Below are 16821 nucleotides of genomic sequence, written 5' to 3' on the forward strand. Positions count from 1 at the left end.
TAATCCTAGAAAACAAAAAAGAAGAAAATAACCAAATTAGGAGATTGAAATGGATTCAATTTTGAAATTAATAATGGATTTGGAATTCATCGGCATAATTATAATGTGCATAGTTATTATAGATTTTAAGAAAGACAACTTCTTTTCGAGGTGTATACAAGTTTTACTATTGTTAAGTTTATTTGTGGTTACGGGAATAACTATCTACTTTTAAGAAGGATGGAGGATAATATGCTACTAGTGATAATAATATATTTTGTTTTTCTACTTATATTAATTATTGGCTATGAAAAGAAACGTAAGAAAAAAGATAAAACCGTTTTTAACAATATAACTATCATTATTTTCCTTCTAGCCCTTATAAGTTATTGTATAATGTTAGTCCCTCGGCTGGGCATTTAAGGAATGAAAGTCACTATAGAAGAATTAGCGTTTGAAATCTCAATATTAATCTCTATTCAAATTTACAGCGGGCTCTGTAAAGTGAAGAGAAAAACATTATGAACATTACAGGAGACCATCATGATTGAATTTATTATCGATGTATCGATAAATTTTATTACATTTGCAATTTGTTTCATTCCGCTTCATCTTTCAGAAAAAAATAAAGGTACCTTGGAGAAAATAGGTGCAAGCATACTTTTTGCGGGGATTATGATAGTTGGAACAGGTATTTTCATAAGCAGTAGTGAAACCCTGAAATCATATATTTATGTGATTTTGGTAGTGCAAATAATTATTTTGTGCATCGAGCTTATATTAGTGTTATGGAGTAAACGTAAAGGAAAGTCTACAATTTTATCTATCCTATCAGCAATATTAGCTATAGTCGCTTTAGGAATATACATTTATTACGTCGTAGCGAGTTTTATTTAGATGAAGTGTAGCGAGGTGCCTGAAAGAGGAAGGGATTTTGATTAAAGGGATATGAAGGCTTAGAAATTATGTAAATTAGTGACCATAAAATATTGGTAAAAACTAATTTGTCACTTTTACAACCTAGTGAAGAGAATCAGGATATATCTAAAAATCCAAATGAAATATAATCAGATTATCATGGTACCAGTTTTCGATGTGACTGCAGTAGCTTTATTTGGGAAGGGGTGTGAAGCGGTAGCCCTTTTAGAATCATTACGCTAAAACATAAAAAAATAGCGCAATGATAAACATAATTTAGAAGGTCATTGCAAGGAAATAAAGTTTTTTGATAGAAAAGAGGTAAGAGAGTCATGATAAACCTAGAGTGGAAAGAATTAGATTGTTTAGAAGTAGATGAGCAGTTTGAACAAATATTGAAATTTAGCTACGACGCTTGGATTTTAGATCAAAAAAATATTCGCTTCTTTGTAAGAGCGTTTTTCTTAAAGTGGTACTTACTAATTCATAACTTTGATATTGAGAGTAATGAAGAACAAGATGAAAAATTAAGATATATGTATAGTTATGGGGAGAAAGAGCTACTTGATGTTACAGAGGTAAAATGGATTATCGGATATTGCCTCTCACTTAATCCAGAGTGTTTTATGGAAGATGAGGATTACGACGATGTCCGGTTAAAAGGAAGGAAGTATCTCCATGAAGCTACATTAGCTAATCCAGAAGATGTATTTTTAAAAGATTTTTATTATGCTGCTGGAGAAAAGAGTATAAAAGAATTTGTGAAATGGGAAAGTGAAAATAAAGAACAACTTACAAATTATCTGCAATCAAACCTTAATTATGATTCACTTTTCTCGGATTATTTTAAGGAAATAATTACGATGGATTTAGATGAGGAAATATGAAAAAAAGGCATTTTAGAAAAGCTTTTTTCTAAAATAAAAAAGAAAGATAAGCGTGAATAAAGACAGGAATCCAAGCCATAGAGTAAGAGTTATCAGAGCTCCAAGGAGATATGAATTGTAAGGAACAATTAATTGATATTGTTCAATCTAACAAAGTAGATATTTAGCAAAAGTAGGACAGAGATACGGGGTTTATATGTTGTCTAATGAATCTGACAAAATTTACGTTTTGGATCAGCTTATTGAACTCCTATATTCTAGTGATATGACGGCTAGTTATAGAGCCGTGAACAATTTGATAGCTGTATTGAATGAAAAGAACCGTTCATTAATATTTATAGCATTTCAAGAAAAGTTGAAAGAAAAGATTGCAAATGGTTTTAAATTAGACTTAGAAGATAATATTAAAGAGTATTTTAGTTAAGCTATTTTATATGTTAAGCTGATGCTATCCAAATGAAGAGGAATAAGGACTCGGAAAGAGGAAAGGGTTCCAATTATGGGAATATGAATGATTAGAAATCATTTTAGTGGATGACGAAGGTCAATTAGACGGGACTTGTTGGATAAAAAAAGAAGATATTCTAGCCCTGCGTTTCGGCGGCAGTTTAGAACAAGATTTGATGAACAAATTAAAAAAATAAACTAAGAATAAGAGATGTAAGAAGAATAACCACAGCGGAGATTAAATCATGATTAATCAAGAACTTATCAAACTACATGAAGTATTACTGAAGGATATTTCCAATTTAGATGATGCTGAAAAAATTTCCATCATTCAAGAACGAATTACACAAGCCTTAAATATAGATAAACGCAGGTGGGATGAGAAAATGCTTTCCAATGTTTCCATCCGCACAAAAAAAGCAACCCGACCAAAAATGCAAGTGGGAGACGTGTACGAAATTTATTTAGAAGAAGTAAACGTATATGGCTATATAGCTATACTAAAATTGGAAGATGAAAAAGAGTATTACGACGTATTTGGGCTCTTTAATTATTTCAGTAAATTACCGGAGAAGCTTGAAAAAATAATAGCTAAACTAACTAGAGAAAATATCTTTATGTTTGCCGATTCAGGTTATACAGGGATTATTCGCAAAGAGTGGAAGAAAGTAACCAATTTAACCTTTGATTGGCAAGTGGATTTTGCTAAATTAGAATATCTTAAAGTAGAAAACGGAGGAATCTTACGCCCTAATGAACGGCACTATTTTAAAAGTGTAGGGCATCCAAATAATGGGAATTATATGCGAATTGATTACAAAGAAGCCGTAAATATTAATAATCCATATGGATTATTTGGTCAACATGTAATTGAGGACTATATGGTGGGTGCGTTTAGAGGGAAGAAACTTATTGAGATGGAGGAAGAGGGCTGGAGTCAGGTGAAGTATGATTAAGAGCTCGAATTAGATAAAGGAAGAAATACTTAACTTGAATTCTAAAAAAATTAAAATATAATAAAACCCCTATGCAACTTAAACTTATGATAATGAAGTCAGAAGACTAGAGCATAGATATTATCTTAAACTAGGTGGCAAGAAAAAACTTAGAAATAAAATTCGACCAGTTGCCACTAAAGATAACCGATATATAAAGTACATGTCGTGGTCATGGGAATATTGGAGATAAGGGGGCAATACTATTGAACAGAGAAGATACTACAAAATTAAATTTGATACTAACCAAAGATATTGATAACATTGAGACGGAGGAAGGATTAAACGAGCTAAAGGACAGAATTTATAAAGCGTTGTCTTTAGATTTAAGATTATTTAATGAAAAACAACTATCAAGCGTTTCTATTCGGACGAAAAAAGCGTTAAAACCAAAGTACTCACTTGGAGACATTTTCCAAATATATTTAAATAAAGAGAAAGTCTATAGTTACGCAATGTGTGTAAAAGAAGAGAGACCGAACGAGGACATTCCTTATCACATCTTTGCATTTTTTGATTTTTTTCCCAAAAAAGAAGCATCATTACAAGATTTAGAAGAGCAATTAATCTCTGATAATGTCTTAATGTTGTCCCATTGTGGAGTTACGGGAGTACTTAATGGTGAGTGGCAAAAAGTAACCAGTATGCAACCATTATATTACGATTTTTCTAAAATTGAATATGTGAGCAAAGAAGATGGGGGAGTTTTACGACCAAATGAAATAACATATTATAAAAGTATTGGTGATCCAAATAATGGAGAATTTATTAAAATTGATTATGAAGAAGCAAAAAAAATAAATAATCCATATGGAATCCCAGGTCAATTTTGGATAGAGGGGTTTTTAGAAGATTTATATAAAGGAAAGTCGATTTTATAACTCTGGAGGAAGAGGATTTGAGCTAAGTGAAGGATGAGTAAGATAGGAGCGAAATATGTATTTAAAAGAAGTAAGATTATACAGCGATGAAGATGTTAGCAATATACCTTTTTCAGAAACATTTCACATACAAGCCGAAGCAATCACCGATTTGTTCTCCAGCTTATTAGGCAAGATTCGCACTGAAAACGTTAGTGTTATTAATATTAATTGTGCGATAAAAGAAAATATGGAAAATCCAATGATAATCTCTACATTTCTAGATGTTTTTATCGAATATGATGTGTCGGAATTCAATAAATTAAATGAATTTGAGAAAGAACAACAACTTGTAAGATTACTGCAAAATGGCTTAGAGAAAGCAACGGAAATTTTGGCGTTAGATAAAAGGATTTTTGAACAGGTATTTAAAGCGATGGAGGAACGAAACTTTAAAAATTATTTTATTTGGAAGAAGCCTAAATCTAGTCCAGATAGAAAGCTCAGAGCCTATGTGGAAATTAATTGGGGAATTGAACAGACGGAGGCATATATACTTATTGAAGACAGAAAAAAACAAGTGAAGCTAAAAGAAAAAATAGTTTTAAAGCACCCAGGGCGTATGGGGTTAGACATATTGGGAGAACTTACGTGGTCAAATAATGATACAGTAGAATTGAGGCATAAGTATATTAAGAATGAAGTGCATACATTTTCTATTTCAGCTAATGAAGGATATATGGTGGAAGCCTATAGGGGAAAAACTTATTGAAATAGTGGAAGATGGTTTGAGTCAGATGAAGTATGATTAAGAAATCGAAAAGAATACGGAAACTAGAAAAGAGGGAGTCTAAATTATAGAAAACAGCATTTTCACACTAGAAAATCAGGAAGAAATAAAAACTAGTTACAACGATGAAATGTCAGATGATGACCTACGAAATATGATTGCAAATAAAAGCCAACCTATTCATTTACTGTTAGAATTTGGCATTTTTGATAGAGAAGATTTGAACGAGAAGTTTCCAGATAGTGAAATGAAGGAGATTTCTTATGAAGGTAAGAAGCTGTTATTAATTCAGAATATCCAAACAGATAATCTGCAAATCGATGAAGTTCTATTTGTTTTCAGACTTTTAGCCAACTCGAACTTTCTTGTGTATATTATATCTGGGCATAAACTAGACAGAATTTTGCACTACTTACAGAAAGACACTCTTTTTAAAAGAAATAAGGTAGTGGGGAAAATGAAGTTAAGTTTAGGCAAGGACGAGTTCTTGGTCATGTCGGATTATGATGGAAGTTCGGTTATAATCATAAGTAAACAACTAGATCATTAAATATAGAAAAAGAAGTTTCGGTTTTTCTAGTGGTAAAACAATATTAGAGGCGGGAAAATAATTGCTTATGAAAAAAATAGATAATGAGTTGTTTTTAAGAAAAGATCAATTAGAAGGAACGATGTATGTAGAATTTAAATATAGTTCCGCCAAAAAAGGTTTTTGGGATGAAGATTCGTATTATGTTAATAGCGATATTTTTGAATATTTACTTGATGATTTTGAAAAGAGTAAAGAGGATTTCAGCATGTTTGGCGAGAATCATTTTAGTTTTGAGGAAGTAGATAATTTAAAAAATAAGCTGAAAGAGCGAGATATGGTAGCAATTTCAGATAGTATGGTAGAAAAAGATGCGGGTATTCGGTCGTTGTCCATCTTGGTTCGTAGCATAGAAGCATGGCTAGAAAAAGCACTTGAGCTAGGTGTTAGCGTAATTATATTGGGTGTCTAACAACTTACTACAAACCTCAATGAGTTAGGAGAAAGACAATGACGAATAAAGAACACAAATCTTGGAAACATTTCAAATTAGGCGTAATTTTGTTGCTAATAGTTACAGTAATAGCATATTATTTGTTGGAATCATCATGGGCTAAATCCATTATAGAAGTTAGTGTGGGGTTTATTCTGATTGCAAATATTTTTATGTTATCTGATTTAATTGGCAAAATGAAATTAAAGAAAAGAATCCAAGAGTCACTTGAAATCACCTGTGTTATTATGTTTGTAAGCATTTTAATCAGTTCATTTTTTTTATATTGAAGTTGAGGAGAAATTAATTATGCCGGATATATTAATCATACTGTTAATAGTAAATATACTAGTTTTAATCTATTTTCTAGTTTTTTCAGATAATATCCCTAAAAAATACAAAAATACATATATAATAACCGTTTTTTTAATCGTGTTTATAACTTTTGGATTATATGAGTATTATGCGATTAAGGAACTGTTTAATTAGGTAATTTGGAATACTTTTATTGAAAAAAAGAGGGGGATTCTTTCATTGTTATTAACAATGTATATATTTCTAGTAATTATTTGTTTAGTAACTTGTCTTAATTTAGAGCCAAAAAAGCAAAAATGGAGCAAGGTTTTGTTTTGGTTAGTGTTTGCTCTGGGAGTGTTTTTTACAATACAGATAGGGGATTTATTTTTATAAAAAACGGTGATAAATATTGAATGTTTTTGTTGATTGTCTAGGACTAATTATTTTCTAAAAAAAGAAGGTGAACCACATGTTGAATAGAGAACAAATAGAGATTGTCAGAGCCGAAGATGCACTCGAGTATGGAAGTGACATAGGAATCGACGGAGCGGACCAAATATATATTTACTATTTTAAAGACCCGGGAAAACTGTTAGAGCAAGATGTATATGATATTTGCGAGGCTTTTGGCGAATATATGATTTCTGCTTATTTTTTGAATGATGTGGATGGTCCTTATGAAAAATTGCAAGGAGACGAAAAAGGTGGATATAAAAAAGTTTTCTTGCAGGGGGAATCGCAACAACTTAAACAAGAAATGTTCCGTTTGTTTATAGAAGGTGATTATAGTCCATATCTGAATAGGCTATTTTTATTTAAACAAAAAATAGAATTAGATTGTAGGAAACAAATCGAATTAGAAGATGGCATGGCTATTATCGCCCCTATACTTGATGTTAGAGCGATAGGCATATTTTCAAAAGGGATAGATTTGGTGCGGATTTTTCAACAAATTACTAATACAGAATTACTGGATACTGTACAAGGAACAGGAGCAAAATCTCGATTGATTGAGGATCATAATGAAAATTTGAGAAATGAGATTGGGTACTTAGTTGACTATAAGGCGGTATTACCAAAACAAATTTTTAAAAAGCCGGAGTTATATGATTTTTATTTTACCGATTTCTTTCATTGTTATGACGATGACTTCATAAACGACTTAAATAAAATTGGACAACTGCTTAAGCAAGAAAGTGTCAGGTTGTTTACGCCACATTCTTATTATGAAACTATAAGAAAATTTATTTTTAAAAAGATAAAACAAATAGATGTTCCATATGCTGAATTAAGTATAGATATAACGGAAAAGGAATATGGTGAAATTTTATGGTGTAGCGATACAGAAAAAATGGATTTTGTGGCTTTTGATTATTTATACTGGTACTTTAATTCCGACTGTTTTATTTTTGGTGATAAAGAGAGTGAAATTAGTATTTTGGCAATTAAAAAATCTCTTTCCATCAAAAATCCGCTTGAAAATTGGAAAGAAGTAGAGTTGTTCGCGGCGAATCCAGGAGAAGAATGGTGTCCATGGCTAAAAGATGAGGAGAAATTTCTAGCGGAACTTATAGCTAATTATCGTAATGGAAACGAGGGAAATGCATGAAAACAAGACAAAGAGCAATGCTGTATACACTGCTAACAAGGCATCCTGAATACATTAACGAAATTGAAAATAATGGAGTAGACAATCTTAAACGTGAGAGTATCGATGCGATAATGGATATTCTTACATCCGCGTTTATCATGTATGGTTTAGAAGACGATGAAAGACCAAATAACTATGGGTTAGAGATAGAAGATTTAGTGGATATTGTTAATGATGCTGACTAGAAAATACTGCAGAAAAGGGGATATTTAATTGGAGAAGGTAGAGCTGAAAAAGAAACCGTATGCAAGCTTTAATGAACAATTTACTGGGATGTTTAGTCTGGAAAATTGGTTACCCCATAACGTATTTAATCATAAATTCAACAATTTCTACGTATATGATATGGATTATTTTTATGAAGAAATTGGTTGGAAATGGATTTTAGAAAATCTGGCTGATGGTAATGACCAGCATTTGTTTTTTACTACTGTTCCTGAAAACAATATGGACTATACGGTAGCTGAAATCCCTATTTCGCTTGAGCCAAAGAAAATCATCGAACAGATTGATATACTGGAAAATGAATCTAAGGATGTGAAAAATACGTTCTTTTTAACGTTTGAGGAGGCGTGTTTATTTTCTAACGCAGGTAATTGGGGCTTATATTTTGTTAGAGAATTTAGTTTCGTTATTTTAGCCACGGAGGAAACATTTGTAAAGTCGGACTCATTCCTAAATTTAGAAAGTATGACAGTTGAAGAGTTTACTGAACATTTTCAAGATTGGTCAGCGTGGACTGAAAAAGGTAATCGAAAATATTTAAAAACGTTTAACAAAATATTTTTTTGTAAGCAAAGGGTTAGAAAAATGATCTATTTAAAAGGCATAACAACAGCGGGTGCATACGATAATCGAGAGGAATGTCTGGAAGAAATTCATGAAGATATTAAAAAAATAATGAAGAGGCTTATTCTTCATTATGATATTTATCAATTTCATTTGTCCCATAAATTCGATGATTCAGCTGATAAATCAGTCCTTGTAAAGGAAACTAGATTTAGAAAGACATATGCTAATTTTTATAAGGAAAAGGAAGAGCGATTTGATGAGGGCTCTAACTATGATAAGTATCTTTTAGCAGAAAAAGATAGTGACTTTTCTAAGGATATAGATAAATTAAAACTTAGTGAAATGCCAACGAAAGACAATTTAAGAGCCGAATTGTTAGCATTTTTTCCGTTAATTGTCATTTTATCAGATTCAAGTGAGTTAATGGCGTATTCGGCGGATATGTCTATATTAGAGCTGGTGTAGATGACTTTTATTCTATATCAGAATCGTATTTATTCATAAGTTGTTTAACAAAAAAAGAGAGTTGAAGTGGAAAATGGATTTTATTTTAAATATTTTAATTTCTATTATAGCTTTTATATGCTTTTTAGTAGGTGGACTTACGATAAAAAAAGAGGAGCGTTTTCTCGGAAAAGTAATCGCAATCTTGTCAATAGTTGGATTGTCCACAGTTGGAACAGGCTTACTTATTTCTGGTGTAGAAGAAGTACACACATATATGTACATTGTATTGCTAATTGAAATAGGGCTACTTTTAGCGAATATATTCATGAATTATTTAAGTAAGCAAGTAAAATCAGGAGTTTTAATAGGTATATGCGTATTAGTTCTAACGGTAGTTAATTTATTTACGTATGTAACTTATGTGGTTTTGACTTTTGTTCATCCGTAAGGGTTACCTAGAATAAAACATTGGAGATGAAATATGAAAAAATTAAGCTATTTTTCTGTTGGATTTGATTATGATAAAGAAAAGAATCCAGTAATGTCATTTGATAGTCAAAGTCATTGTATTTCAGAAATGTATTCAGGTGCATTTAAGCCAATGGTGACAAAAGAGACTTCTTGTATTGATATAAATTGTATACCAATTGGAAAAAAGGTAGATAAATCACATCACCTCGATGATATTTATAGAGTTTATTTTGAAAATACGTTTTTTGATTTAAATCAGTTTAATGATGAGACTGATTCAAGTAAGAAAAAGATTATTTTAGAACTACTTCATATAGGTGCTATGCAAGCATGTTGTGATTTGGGCTTAGATAAGACTAAGTTTATGGAGGCATACGAAAAAGTAAAAGAATTAGATTATCAAAATAAGTACTATTATCAAAAACCAAAATCCAGTCCGAATAGAAAGCAAAAAGCACAAATTTATATTGAACATGGATTGTATAAAGCAGACATACATATTGTCATTTTTAATAAAGAAAGAAAAATAATAAAAAAAGAATTAATAATCAGTGATTCACCTAACCCAGCAGTATTTTCCCAGTATCTAGGGAAATTTAAATGGTTAGATAATAACAATTTGATTTTGGAACACAAGCAAAGAAAAGGTTTAGTGTATAAGGTTGAAGTAAATTGAAAATTGGAGTTGAATACTTATTGGTTTTTATCAGAAAAAATAGCTTTCTACTGTTTTTAATATTATTTCTCATGAGTTCCATTTTAATTCATATGTTTTTTTATAATTTTCTCACAGATATTATTGTAACTGTGTTTTTGGGATTAGAAACAATTTTTATTGTCATGTTCTCACTAGAAATTATGGATGTTAAAAAGGTAAGAAAGCGGACAACAAGAATTATAGAAATATATTTTTTAATCTTACTTGGTATAACAGTAATCACGTCATATTTATTTTATTAAGGAGGTCTTTCTATTATGGCTATCTCAATTGCAGCGTTGATTAACCTAGTAATAATTGCAGGATTATATTTAATTAAAAGAAGTAGAATAAGTATGATATTTAAAGGTATATGTGCTGTTGTCCTATGTACTTTTTCAGTTGGAATGTATGCTTATCTCGGGGTTTATGTCGGACTTTTGGGTTAAGGGATTTGTGAAAAAGAGGCGGAAAGAACTAATAACTTTGATAAGGAAGAGTATTTTTAGAAGGAGATGAGACTTTTGGGAATGACTGTAATTAAAGATAGTAAGGCAGACATTTTATGGAAGAAAATAAGGGATCTGTATGACTTTAAAAATTATAGTCATAAAGCTATTTCTCCAAGCAATCTTAAATATAAAACCTATTCGCTTAAAAACATAAATATCATGACTTTTTCATATAATGCTGATGGTGAAGTATCAGAAGAGTATAAGTATAATGCAGATAAATTGAAGAAATTGTTTGCTAGTTATTTTAAAAATGGAATGTATGTTTTAGATTGGCAGCATGACTGTTTTGAAGTGGATTCTTATGAATTTTTTTCAGTTTTAAATGAAGAAGCTGATGGAATATGGATGCCAAGTTTCCTGCCAGAAGCAGATACAGTGTTTTTTCTTTCTAAAGATTTGATGGAGGGATGGATTACTGATTTTAACAATGGCTCGATTATTGTAGTTGGGGAAGATTTTATAGGTAAAGTGGATAGTTTGGAATTTGATTTTTTAGATTAGCGTTGTTTATTGTATTGTGAAATTTGGTGGTTGGACTTAATGACGTTCTGAAATTCAACAAAATTACCATTACAAAAGGAAGTGAACAGCATTATTTTCTTAACTAAAGTATTAGGAAGTCTTTTATGCACTTTAATTGTATTTTCTAGCGTGCTATTGCTTCGAACGGAAAAACAACTAGCGGGTAAAGTGCCCAAGCTAGTTTCAACAGCTATATCGATATTATGCATTTTAGAGCTCTGTTATTCTGCTGTTTTTTCTTTTGGTTTCTTTATCCCGTGGGAAGTGCGCGACGATGCTACGATGTATCAGATGATTATATTTGTAATAGTTACTAGTATTTTTCTATACATATTTAATAAAAATGAGAGAAGTAACATTATAATAATTTTGACGATTATTTGGTGCGCGTTGATGACTTTTTATGTTATTTTTTTGTTCAATCATTTTTTTCTATTAGTTCAAAGTACGGAGAAAGCAGCATTTATGAATATAATAATAAGTTTACTTTGTGTTTTAGTAGCGTTATTTTCGGGTTACATATTAATAGTTTATCGAGATTTTAATGACGATTTGAAGACAAGGTGGAAGGAGAACTTTGTTTATGTGATTTGTGCAGGAATTATATTTTGTGGACTTTCTCTTTCATATGCTTTATTTGTAGTCTGGGATGAGGTGTTCAGTACCAATTTATTATTAGTGCTAACCCTACTGAGCCTAGTAGTTACCATTGCATTGTGGATTTTATGTTATCTGAAAAAAAGTTACAAAATGATTGTTATTTCGATGGTATGGGGTATATTAATGTGCTGCTATATCATTTATTTGTTCATGATAGCTTTTATATTATAAAAATAAGTACTCACAGAAAAGAGGGCTGTTATGATAAACCTAGAATGGAAAGAGCTGGATCGGTTGGAGATGGAGGAAAAGGTTCAAGAGGTATTAGATTATAGCTATAATACCTGGATGTCTGATAAGAAGAATATTCGTTATTTTGTGCGGGCGTTTTATATAAGATGGGATATGCTGGTTGATATGTATGAAGTGGAAGATGATGAGACGGAAGGCGATAAGTTAAAAAACATGTATGATTTTGGCATTAGCGAGCTGGAAAATATTACAGAGGTCAACTGGATAATGGGTTATTGCATGGAAATTAATCCAATCTATTTTGAGGAAGATGATAATTATTTGGAGCTTGAGGAGAAAGGGAAAGAAATGCTTCGTAATGTAGCAATAAATAACCCAGATGACGTTTTTTTGACTTCTTTTGGTATACCAGAAAAAGATTCTTTGAAATGGAAAAGAGGAAACAGAGAGCAACTTATTCAGTACGGGGAAGATAATTTTAGCTATGACTCGGAGTTTTCGAGCTATTTTAAATATATTATAAATTGCAGGTCGGATGAAGAATTGGAAAAAGAAAATTTTCTGAGGAAGATTTTGCGCAGGTGGAAGCAAAGGTTGAGGAGATAGATTTTATGCCCATTTTAACGAGCGTTGAGGTTGAAAAAAGAATAAAAAAGCTTATCAATGTAGAAAAATGCTTGCCACAACAAGTATTTCTTAATCCTGAAAAATACAACTTTTATTTTGAAGAACCAGAGGCTATTTCTTTGGATACGAAAGAATTCATCCATATGATTAAACAAATTGTGGAAATTACACAGGATGAGAAAGCATATATTAGTGAAATTCTAGGTGAAAAGAAATTTTTGCAAAAGAGTATTACTATCTTAAATTTACGAGAAACAATAGATTTTACACAGAGTGAAGCAAATATAGTAGAAAATTTGGATTTTGAAAATATAACGGAGACAACTATATTTTTATATTGCTATATGTATTTCCCTTCTGAGCAACTCTTTCTTTTCGTTAATGAATATTCAGACACAGCCCTTTTAGCGGTTGATAAAAAACTGGATATCGATATTCCTTGGTACGACGTAAAAACATTTTTGACTGTGGAGAATTTGGGGATGAAAGATAGACTATACAGGAAGTTCAGGAAGCGTTTAATTAAGAGTTACAGCAAACATGTTTAATCCAAAAGGAGGTTATTCTTACCGTGATATTCTTGAAAATGATAATCTCGCTTGAATTTTTAGCAATAAATACTTTATGCTTTATCATCTTTGATAAATATAAAGGAAAGAAAAATAAGTTACTCAAATGTATGCCTTACATATTTCCGATAGTAGGTGCCGTCATTTTGTCTACATTTGTTTTCTTTACAGGATAATTTAGGAGGAAGGCAATGCTTACGTTTTTGTTGAGTGTAATAGCGGTTTACACACTGACACTCGGAATAATTTTTATTATTTTGCGCTTGAAATTGGTTACTTATAATACCAAAAATATTCTATACTTTATATGCGGTGTATATTTTGTGTGTTTGGTTCTTTTTGTAATCGCGCTAGTGAAAGACTTCTTGTTCGTGGCTTAAAATTAAATAAAAAAAGGAGTTTACACAAATGACATACGAAGAGTTTACAGAATTAGCTCGAAGTTCTTTAAAGAAAGATAGTGAGGGCAAGCCGTTAACGCACGGCGAGAAATTAATGGTTGCTCAATATATTTAGGAAGATTATGTGCCGATGGATGGGATTCTATTAACATACTATAATTTTAATGTCGATTTTGTGTATAGAACAAATTTTGGTAATTACTGAAATACCAATGTTTTACAAGATGGAAATTCAAAATGTGAGTTTGCCGGGAAAATTAGATATAAATCCTTTCAAAAACACGTTGATTTCGGGCTTTTTGTATGGTATTTTATAAAAGACTTGAAATGAAAGTTTCACAATACATCTAGAGAAACGGAGGAGACATAATGAAACAAAAAAGAAGTTGGAAATCTATTGCTGGTTTTGTAATTGGTCTTTTTATTGTTGGGATCATCATGGCGTTGCTTAAGTAAATATTAGGGGGAAAGATTATCAAAACTTACCAAGAACGACATCGGACTAATATAGGCGCAATGATTTTGGCGCTTGTCATTTTATTAATTGGAGTCATGTTGATATTTGTTACTTTTAAAGTAAATGCAATGCCTACAACACCAACAGACATAGGGACTTATCTCGATGTAACAGACTCAGTAAAACAACTTATTGTAATGGGCGTCGGCGCTTGTGCAGTACTATTTTTCATCGGAGGACTTTTACTTACAATCCGCGTGAAAAGTACTGTTTATGCTCGTTCTTTCCAATTACATGAAAATGGGATTGAATCCTTGTTTAAAGGGAAATCTGAAGGGGTTATTCCTTTCGAAAATATAGAAGAAATTCAAATGTTACGCGTTCCAGGGCTAAAGCTAGTGAACAATGTGCTTTACCGCGCGGAAAATACAAATAACTGGATTTATATCCCAGCAAGAGTGGGCGAATCCGGGGAACTACTAGAAAATTTCCTGACAAAAGTTGCGCCAAAATTAATTGCTACTAATGAGAAAGTACTTAATGAAAAAAATCAGCTATCATTTAATTTCCTAGCTCCGAGCGATTACAGAGCTTTTTACCAGAAATTAGATAAAAAGCTAACAAATAATCCATTAAATACGCAAAAATCAGCGCAACTAGATCAATTAATGGCTACTAATGCTAAAAAAATCCTTGTTACACAAGATGGCATTTCTTTAGATGGAACGGTGCTTAACTGGGAAGAATTAACAGTAGAAGTTCATTATGATAAACACGATACAATCATCAAAAATGCGCAAAGAGACCACGAATTTGACTTCATTTGTGTACTTGCAACTGCGAAATTAGGTCAAGTTCAATTACAAGGTAGCGCCATTTCCAATCAACAAGTATTTTTAGATATTCTGAAGAAAAAAGCTGCATCTTTTACTTCATTTCAAAATTAACTTATAAAAAGGACCTGATCCAATTTCAATGGATTAGGTCCTTTTTTTACAAATACTTCTCTAAAATCTCCATATTTTGCGGACGATCTTTACTCTCCAACACAGAAATATCATGCACGATGCTATCCAGTTTTATTTGCTCCATTTCAAGTTCTAATTTTTTCTGTAGCAAATCGTATTTACTCGTAAGAACTTGCTGGATATTAGCGCCGACAACACAATCAGGGTTGGTTTTTGGATCGACGTGGATTAAATTCGTGTTGCCCTCGATGCTCTTATAGACATCAAGTAGCGAAATCTCTTCTGGCGGTCTGGCAAGAATAGGGTTCGCTTTACCAGTTTGCGTGGTGATTAAATCCGCCTTTTTTAAATTGCTCATAATTCTTCTAATATTAGCGGGATTTGTTTTAACGCTGCCGGCGATTATTTCACTCGACAATAAATTCGTATTTTTGAAAATCTCTATATAAGCCAAAATATGGATAGCGTCACTAAATTGGATGGAGTATTTCATTTTTTTCAATCCTTTCAAGTTTTCTTCTTGACTTATCTTATCACAATGTTTATTATAAAGGTGTAAATTATAAATGTACAGCATAAAATTTTGAAGGAGTGGTTTAAATGACTTATTTAGTAACAGGCGCAACAGGTGGACTTGGAGGATATGCTTTAAATTATTTGAAAGAGCTAGTTCCAACATCTGACATTTATGCTTTGGTTCGTAATGAAGAAAAAGGCGCGGACTTAAAAGCGGCTGGATTTAATATCAGAATTGGTGATTATAGTGACGTGGAATCAATGAAGCAAGCATTCGCAGGCATCGACCGGGTATTATTTGTATCGGGTGCTCCAGGAAATCGTCAAGTAGAGCACGAAAATGTTGTAAATGCAGCAAAAGAAGCGGGAGTTTCTTACATTGCTTACACAAGTTTCGCGGGCGCAGATAAATCCGCAAGCGCTTTAGCAGAAGATCATTTCTTTACTGAAAAAGTAATTGAAAAATCCGGAATCGCGCACACATTCTTGCGCAACAACTGGTATTTTGAAAATGAAATGCCAATGATTGGCGGCGCTTTGAATGCTGGGAAATTTGTTTATGCAGCTGGAAACGGTAAAGTTGGCTGGGCGCTCAAACGTGAATATGCAGAAGTAGCGGCAAAAGCTGTTGCGGGCGCAGGCTTCCCAGAGATTTTAGAACTATCTGGCCCACTGATGACGTATGCTGAGCTTACAGAAGTATTAAAAGAAGCTACCGGAAAAGATTTCGAAGTTATCGCTTCTGATGATAAAGGCTTCGTGGAAAATCTAGTTTCCATTGGCATGCCACAACCAGTCGCAGAAATGTTCTTATCATTCCAACATGATATTAAGAACGACCAATTAGATGTTACTTCTGATGATTTTGCAAATGCGTTAGGAAAACCATTAACGAATCGCGTGGATGCGCTTCGGGAATTGTTGAAATAATAATGAAACAGCCTACCTTGATTGAGGTGGGCTTTTTTTATGTCTGAAAAATCTTCCTTTTATCGGTACTATTTATAAGACATTTTAACCATTGAATGAAAAGAGGACTATAATTCTATATGCTCTTTGATTCCAATCTAAAAATTTATGTGAGTTACTGAGCTATTTTTTGCAGATTTATCTAAGGAAAAGAAGTGTTTGCATAGATAAG

20 protein-coding genes are annotated in these 16821 nt (G+C 32.0%); 19 read left to right on the forward strand and 1 reads right to left on the reverse strand.

All coding sequences use genetic code 11. The annotated features are described in order from the left end of the window. Window positions 1–522: 522 nt before the first annotated feature. The 18 genes from HCJ55_RS11075 (at window position 523) to HCJ55_RS11165 (ending at window position 15143) form a co-directional block, all read left to right on the forward strand. Complete coding sequence (locus HCJ55_RS11075; protein WP_185518204.1) at window positions 523–876, forward strand: hypothetical protein; 354 nt, start codon at window positions 523–525, stop codon at window positions 874–876. Between the two features lie 353 nt (window positions 877–1229). Next, complete coding sequence (locus HCJ55_RS11080; RefSeq protein WP_008946856.1) at window positions 1230–1784, forward strand: hypothetical protein; 555 nt, start codon at window positions 1230–1232, stop codon at window positions 1782–1784. Window positions 1785–2476: 692 nt separating this feature from the next. Then, on the forward strand, window positions 2477–3187 hold the full coding sequence (locus tag HCJ55_RS11085) for a hypothetical protein (protein ID WP_185518206.1): 711 nt from the start codon (window positions 2477–2479) through the stop codon (window positions 3185–3187). A gap of 245 nt (window positions 3188–3432) precedes the next feature. After that, window positions 3433–4107 carry an Imm26 family immunity protein gene (locus tag HCJ55_RS11090; RefSeq protein ID WP_185518207.1) on the forward strand — a complete coding sequence of 225 codons (675 nt, stop codon included), beginning with the start codon at window positions 3433–3435 and terminating at the stop codon, window positions 4105–4107. Between the two features lie 55 nt (window positions 4108–4162). Then, the gene (locus tag HCJ55_RS11095) at window positions 4163–4858 is read left to right on the forward strand and encodes a hypothetical protein (protein ID WP_185518209.1); all 696 of its coding nucleotides are present in this window, start codon (window positions 4163–4165) and stop codon (window positions 4856–4858) included. Window positions 4859–5006: 148 nt separating this feature from the next. Beyond that, on the forward strand, window positions 5007–5426 hold the full coding sequence (locus HCJ55_RS11100; RefSeq protein WP_228465561.1) for a hypothetical protein: 420 nt from the start codon (window positions 5007–5009) through the stop codon (window positions 5424–5426). A 67-nt stretch (window positions 5427–5493) separates the two neighbouring features. Further along, window positions 5494–5877 carry a hypothetical protein gene (locus tag HCJ55_RS11105; RefSeq protein WP_185503071.1) on the forward strand — a complete coding sequence of 128 codons (384 nt, stop codon included), beginning with the start codon at window positions 5494–5496 and terminating at the stop codon, window positions 5875–5877. 38 nt (window positions 5878–5915) lie between these two features. Further along, complete coding sequence (locus tag HCJ55_RS11110) at window positions 5916–6188, forward strand: hypothetical protein (RefSeq protein ID WP_185503072.1); 273 nt, start codon at window positions 5916–5918, stop codon at window positions 6186–6188. A 476-nt stretch (window positions 6189–6664) separates the two neighbouring features. Beyond that, entirely contained in the window at window positions 6665–7804 is a 1140-nt protein-coding gene (locus HCJ55_RS11115; protein WP_185518211.1) for a hypothetical protein, read from the forward strand. Next, complete coding sequence (locus tag HCJ55_RS11120) at window positions 7801–8031, forward strand: hypothetical protein (RefSeq protein WP_228465093.1); 231 nt, start codon at window positions 7801–7803, stop codon at window positions 8029–8031. The genes HCJ55_RS11115 and HCJ55_RS11120 overlap by 4 nt, the downstream gene beginning before the upstream one ends. 28 nt (window positions 8032–8059) lie before the next feature. Then, a complete protein-coding gene (locus HCJ55_RS13945; protein ID WP_228470596.1) occupies window positions 8060–9103 on the forward strand; it encodes a hypothetical protein in 1044 nt (347 codons plus the stop codon). A gap of 73 nt (window positions 9104–9176) precedes the next feature. Then, a complete protein-coding gene (locus HCJ55_RS11135) occupies window positions 9177–9533 on the forward strand; it encodes a hypothetical protein (protein ID WP_185518213.1) in 357 nt (118 codons plus the stop codon). Window positions 9534–9566: 33 nt separating this feature from the next. Continuing rightward, window positions 9567–10232: a hypothetical protein gene (locus tag HCJ55_RS11140; RefSeq protein WP_185504483.1), complete on the forward strand. Its 666-nt coding sequence runs from the start codon at window positions 9567–9569 to the stop codon at window positions 10230–10232. 299 nt (window positions 10233–10531) lie between these two features. Next, window positions 10532–10702, forward strand: a complete 171-nt coding sequence (locus HCJ55_RS11145) for a hypothetical protein (RefSeq protein ID WP_003725223.1) — start codon at window positions 10532–10534, stop codon at window positions 10700–10702. 81 nt (window positions 10703–10783) lie between these two features. Further along, on the forward strand, window positions 10784–11269 hold the full coding sequence (locus tag HCJ55_RS11150; RefSeq protein WP_160124121.1) for a DUF2716 domain-containing protein: 486 nt from the start codon (window positions 10784–10786) through the stop codon (window positions 11267–11269). A gap of 882 nt (window positions 11270–12151) precedes the next feature. After that, a complete protein-coding gene (locus HCJ55_RS11155) occupies window positions 12152–12748 on the forward strand; it encodes a hypothetical protein (protein WP_185518215.1) in 597 nt (198 codons plus the stop codon). Continuing rightward, entirely contained in the window at window positions 12724–13317 is a 594-nt protein-coding gene (locus HCJ55_RS11160) for a hypothetical protein (protein WP_311773395.1), read from the forward strand. Before HCJ55_RS11155 ends, HCJ55_RS11160 begins: the two co-directional genes overlap by 25 nt. A 938-nt stretch (window positions 13318–14255) precedes the next feature. Next, the gene (locus HCJ55_RS11165) at window positions 14256–15143 is read left to right on the forward strand and encodes a hypothetical protein (RefSeq protein ID WP_185518217.1); all 888 of its coding nucleotides are present in this window, start codon (window positions 14256–14258) and stop codon (window positions 15141–15143) included. Window positions 15144–15189: 46 nt separating this feature from the next. On the opposite strand, the gene HCJ55_RS11170 is transcribed toward HCJ55_RS11165, so the two are convergent. Then, window positions 15190–15657: an Rrf2 family transcriptional regulator gene (locus HCJ55_RS11170; protein WP_489433839.1), complete on the reverse strand. Its 468-nt coding sequence runs from the start codon at window positions 15655–15657 to the stop codon at window positions 15190–15192. A 107-nt stretch (window positions 15658–15764) separates the two neighbouring features. Here HCJ55_RS11170 and HCJ55_RS11175 point away from each other — a divergent pair, with 107 nt between their 5' ends. Beyond that, entirely contained in the window at window positions 15765–16610 is an 846-nt protein-coding gene (locus tag HCJ55_RS11175) for an SDR family oxidoreductase (RefSeq protein WP_185518219.1), read from the forward strand. Window positions 16611–16821: the final 211 nt, after the last annotated feature.

The organism is Listeria marthii, from assembly GCF_014227425.1.
GTDB lineage: Bacteria > Bacillota > Bacilli > Lactobacillales > Listeriaceae > Listeria > Listeria marthii.

Bases quoted from the DNA above. Each gene is read 5' to 3' on its own strand.
- HCJ55_RS11075 (WP_185518204.1), top strand. From the start codon at position 523: ATGATTGAATTTATTATCGATGTATCGATAAATTTTATTACATTTGCA.
- HCJ55_RS11080 (WP_008946856.1), top strand. From the start codon at position 1,230: ATGATAAACCTAGAGTGGAAAGAATTAGATTGTTTAGAAGTAGATGAG.
- HCJ55_RS11085 (WP_185518206.1), top strand. From the start codon at position 2,477: ATGATTAATCAAGAACTTATCAAACTACATGAAGTATTACTGAAGGAT.
- HCJ55_RS11095 (WP_185518209.1), top strand. From the start codon at position 4,163: ATGTATTTAAAAGAAGTAAGATTATACAGCGATGAAGATGTTAGCAAT.
- HCJ55_RS11100 (WP_228465561.1), top strand. From the start codon at position 5,007: ATGTCAGATGATGACCTACGAAATATGATTGCAAATAAAAGCCAACCT.
- HCJ55_RS11105 (WP_185503071.1), top strand. From the start codon at position 5,494: ATGAAAAAAATAGATAATGAGTTGTTTTTAAGAAAAGATCAATTAGAA.
- HCJ55_RS11110 (WP_185503072.1), top strand. From the start codon at position 5,916: ATGACGAATAAAGAACACAAATCTTGGAAACATTTCAAATTAGGCGTA.
- HCJ55_RS11115 (WP_185518211.1), top strand. From the start codon at position 6,665: ATGTTGAATAGAGAACAAATAGAGATTGTCAGAGCCGAAGATGCACTC.
- HCJ55_RS11120 (WP_228465093.1), top strand. From the start codon at position 7,801: ATGAAAACAAGACAAAGAGCAATGCTGTATACACTGCTAACAAGGCAT.
- HCJ55_RS11135 (WP_185518213.1), top strand. From the start codon at position 9,177: ATGGATTTTATTTTAAATATTTTAATTTCTATTATAGCTTTTATATGC.
- HCJ55_RS11140 (WP_185504483.1), top strand. From the start codon at position 9,567: ATGAAAAAATTAAGCTATTTTTCTGTTGGATTTGATTATGATAAAGAA.
- HCJ55_RS11145 (WP_003725223.1), top strand. From the start codon at position 10,532: ATGGCTATCTCAATTGCAGCGTTGATTAACCTAGTAATAATTGCAGGA.
- HCJ55_RS11150 (WP_160124121.1), top strand. From the start codon at position 10,784: ATGACTGTAATTAAAGATAGTAAGGCAGACATTTTATGGAAGAAAATA.
- HCJ55_RS11155 (WP_185518215.1), top strand. From the start codon at position 12,152: ATGATAAACCTAGAATGGAAAGAGCTGGATCGGTTGGAGATGGAGGAA.
- HCJ55_RS11165 (WP_185518217.1), top strand. From the start codon at position 14,256: ATGATTTTGGCGCTTGTCATTTTATTAATTGGAGTCATGTTGATATTT.
- HCJ55_RS11170 (WP_489433839.1), bottom strand. From the start codon at position 15,657: ATGAAATACTCCATCCAATTTAGTGACGCTATCCATATTTTGGCTTAT.
- HCJ55_RS11175 (WP_185518219.1), top strand. From the start codon at position 15,765: ATGACTTATTTAGTAACAGGCGCAACAGGTGGACTTGGAGGATATGCT.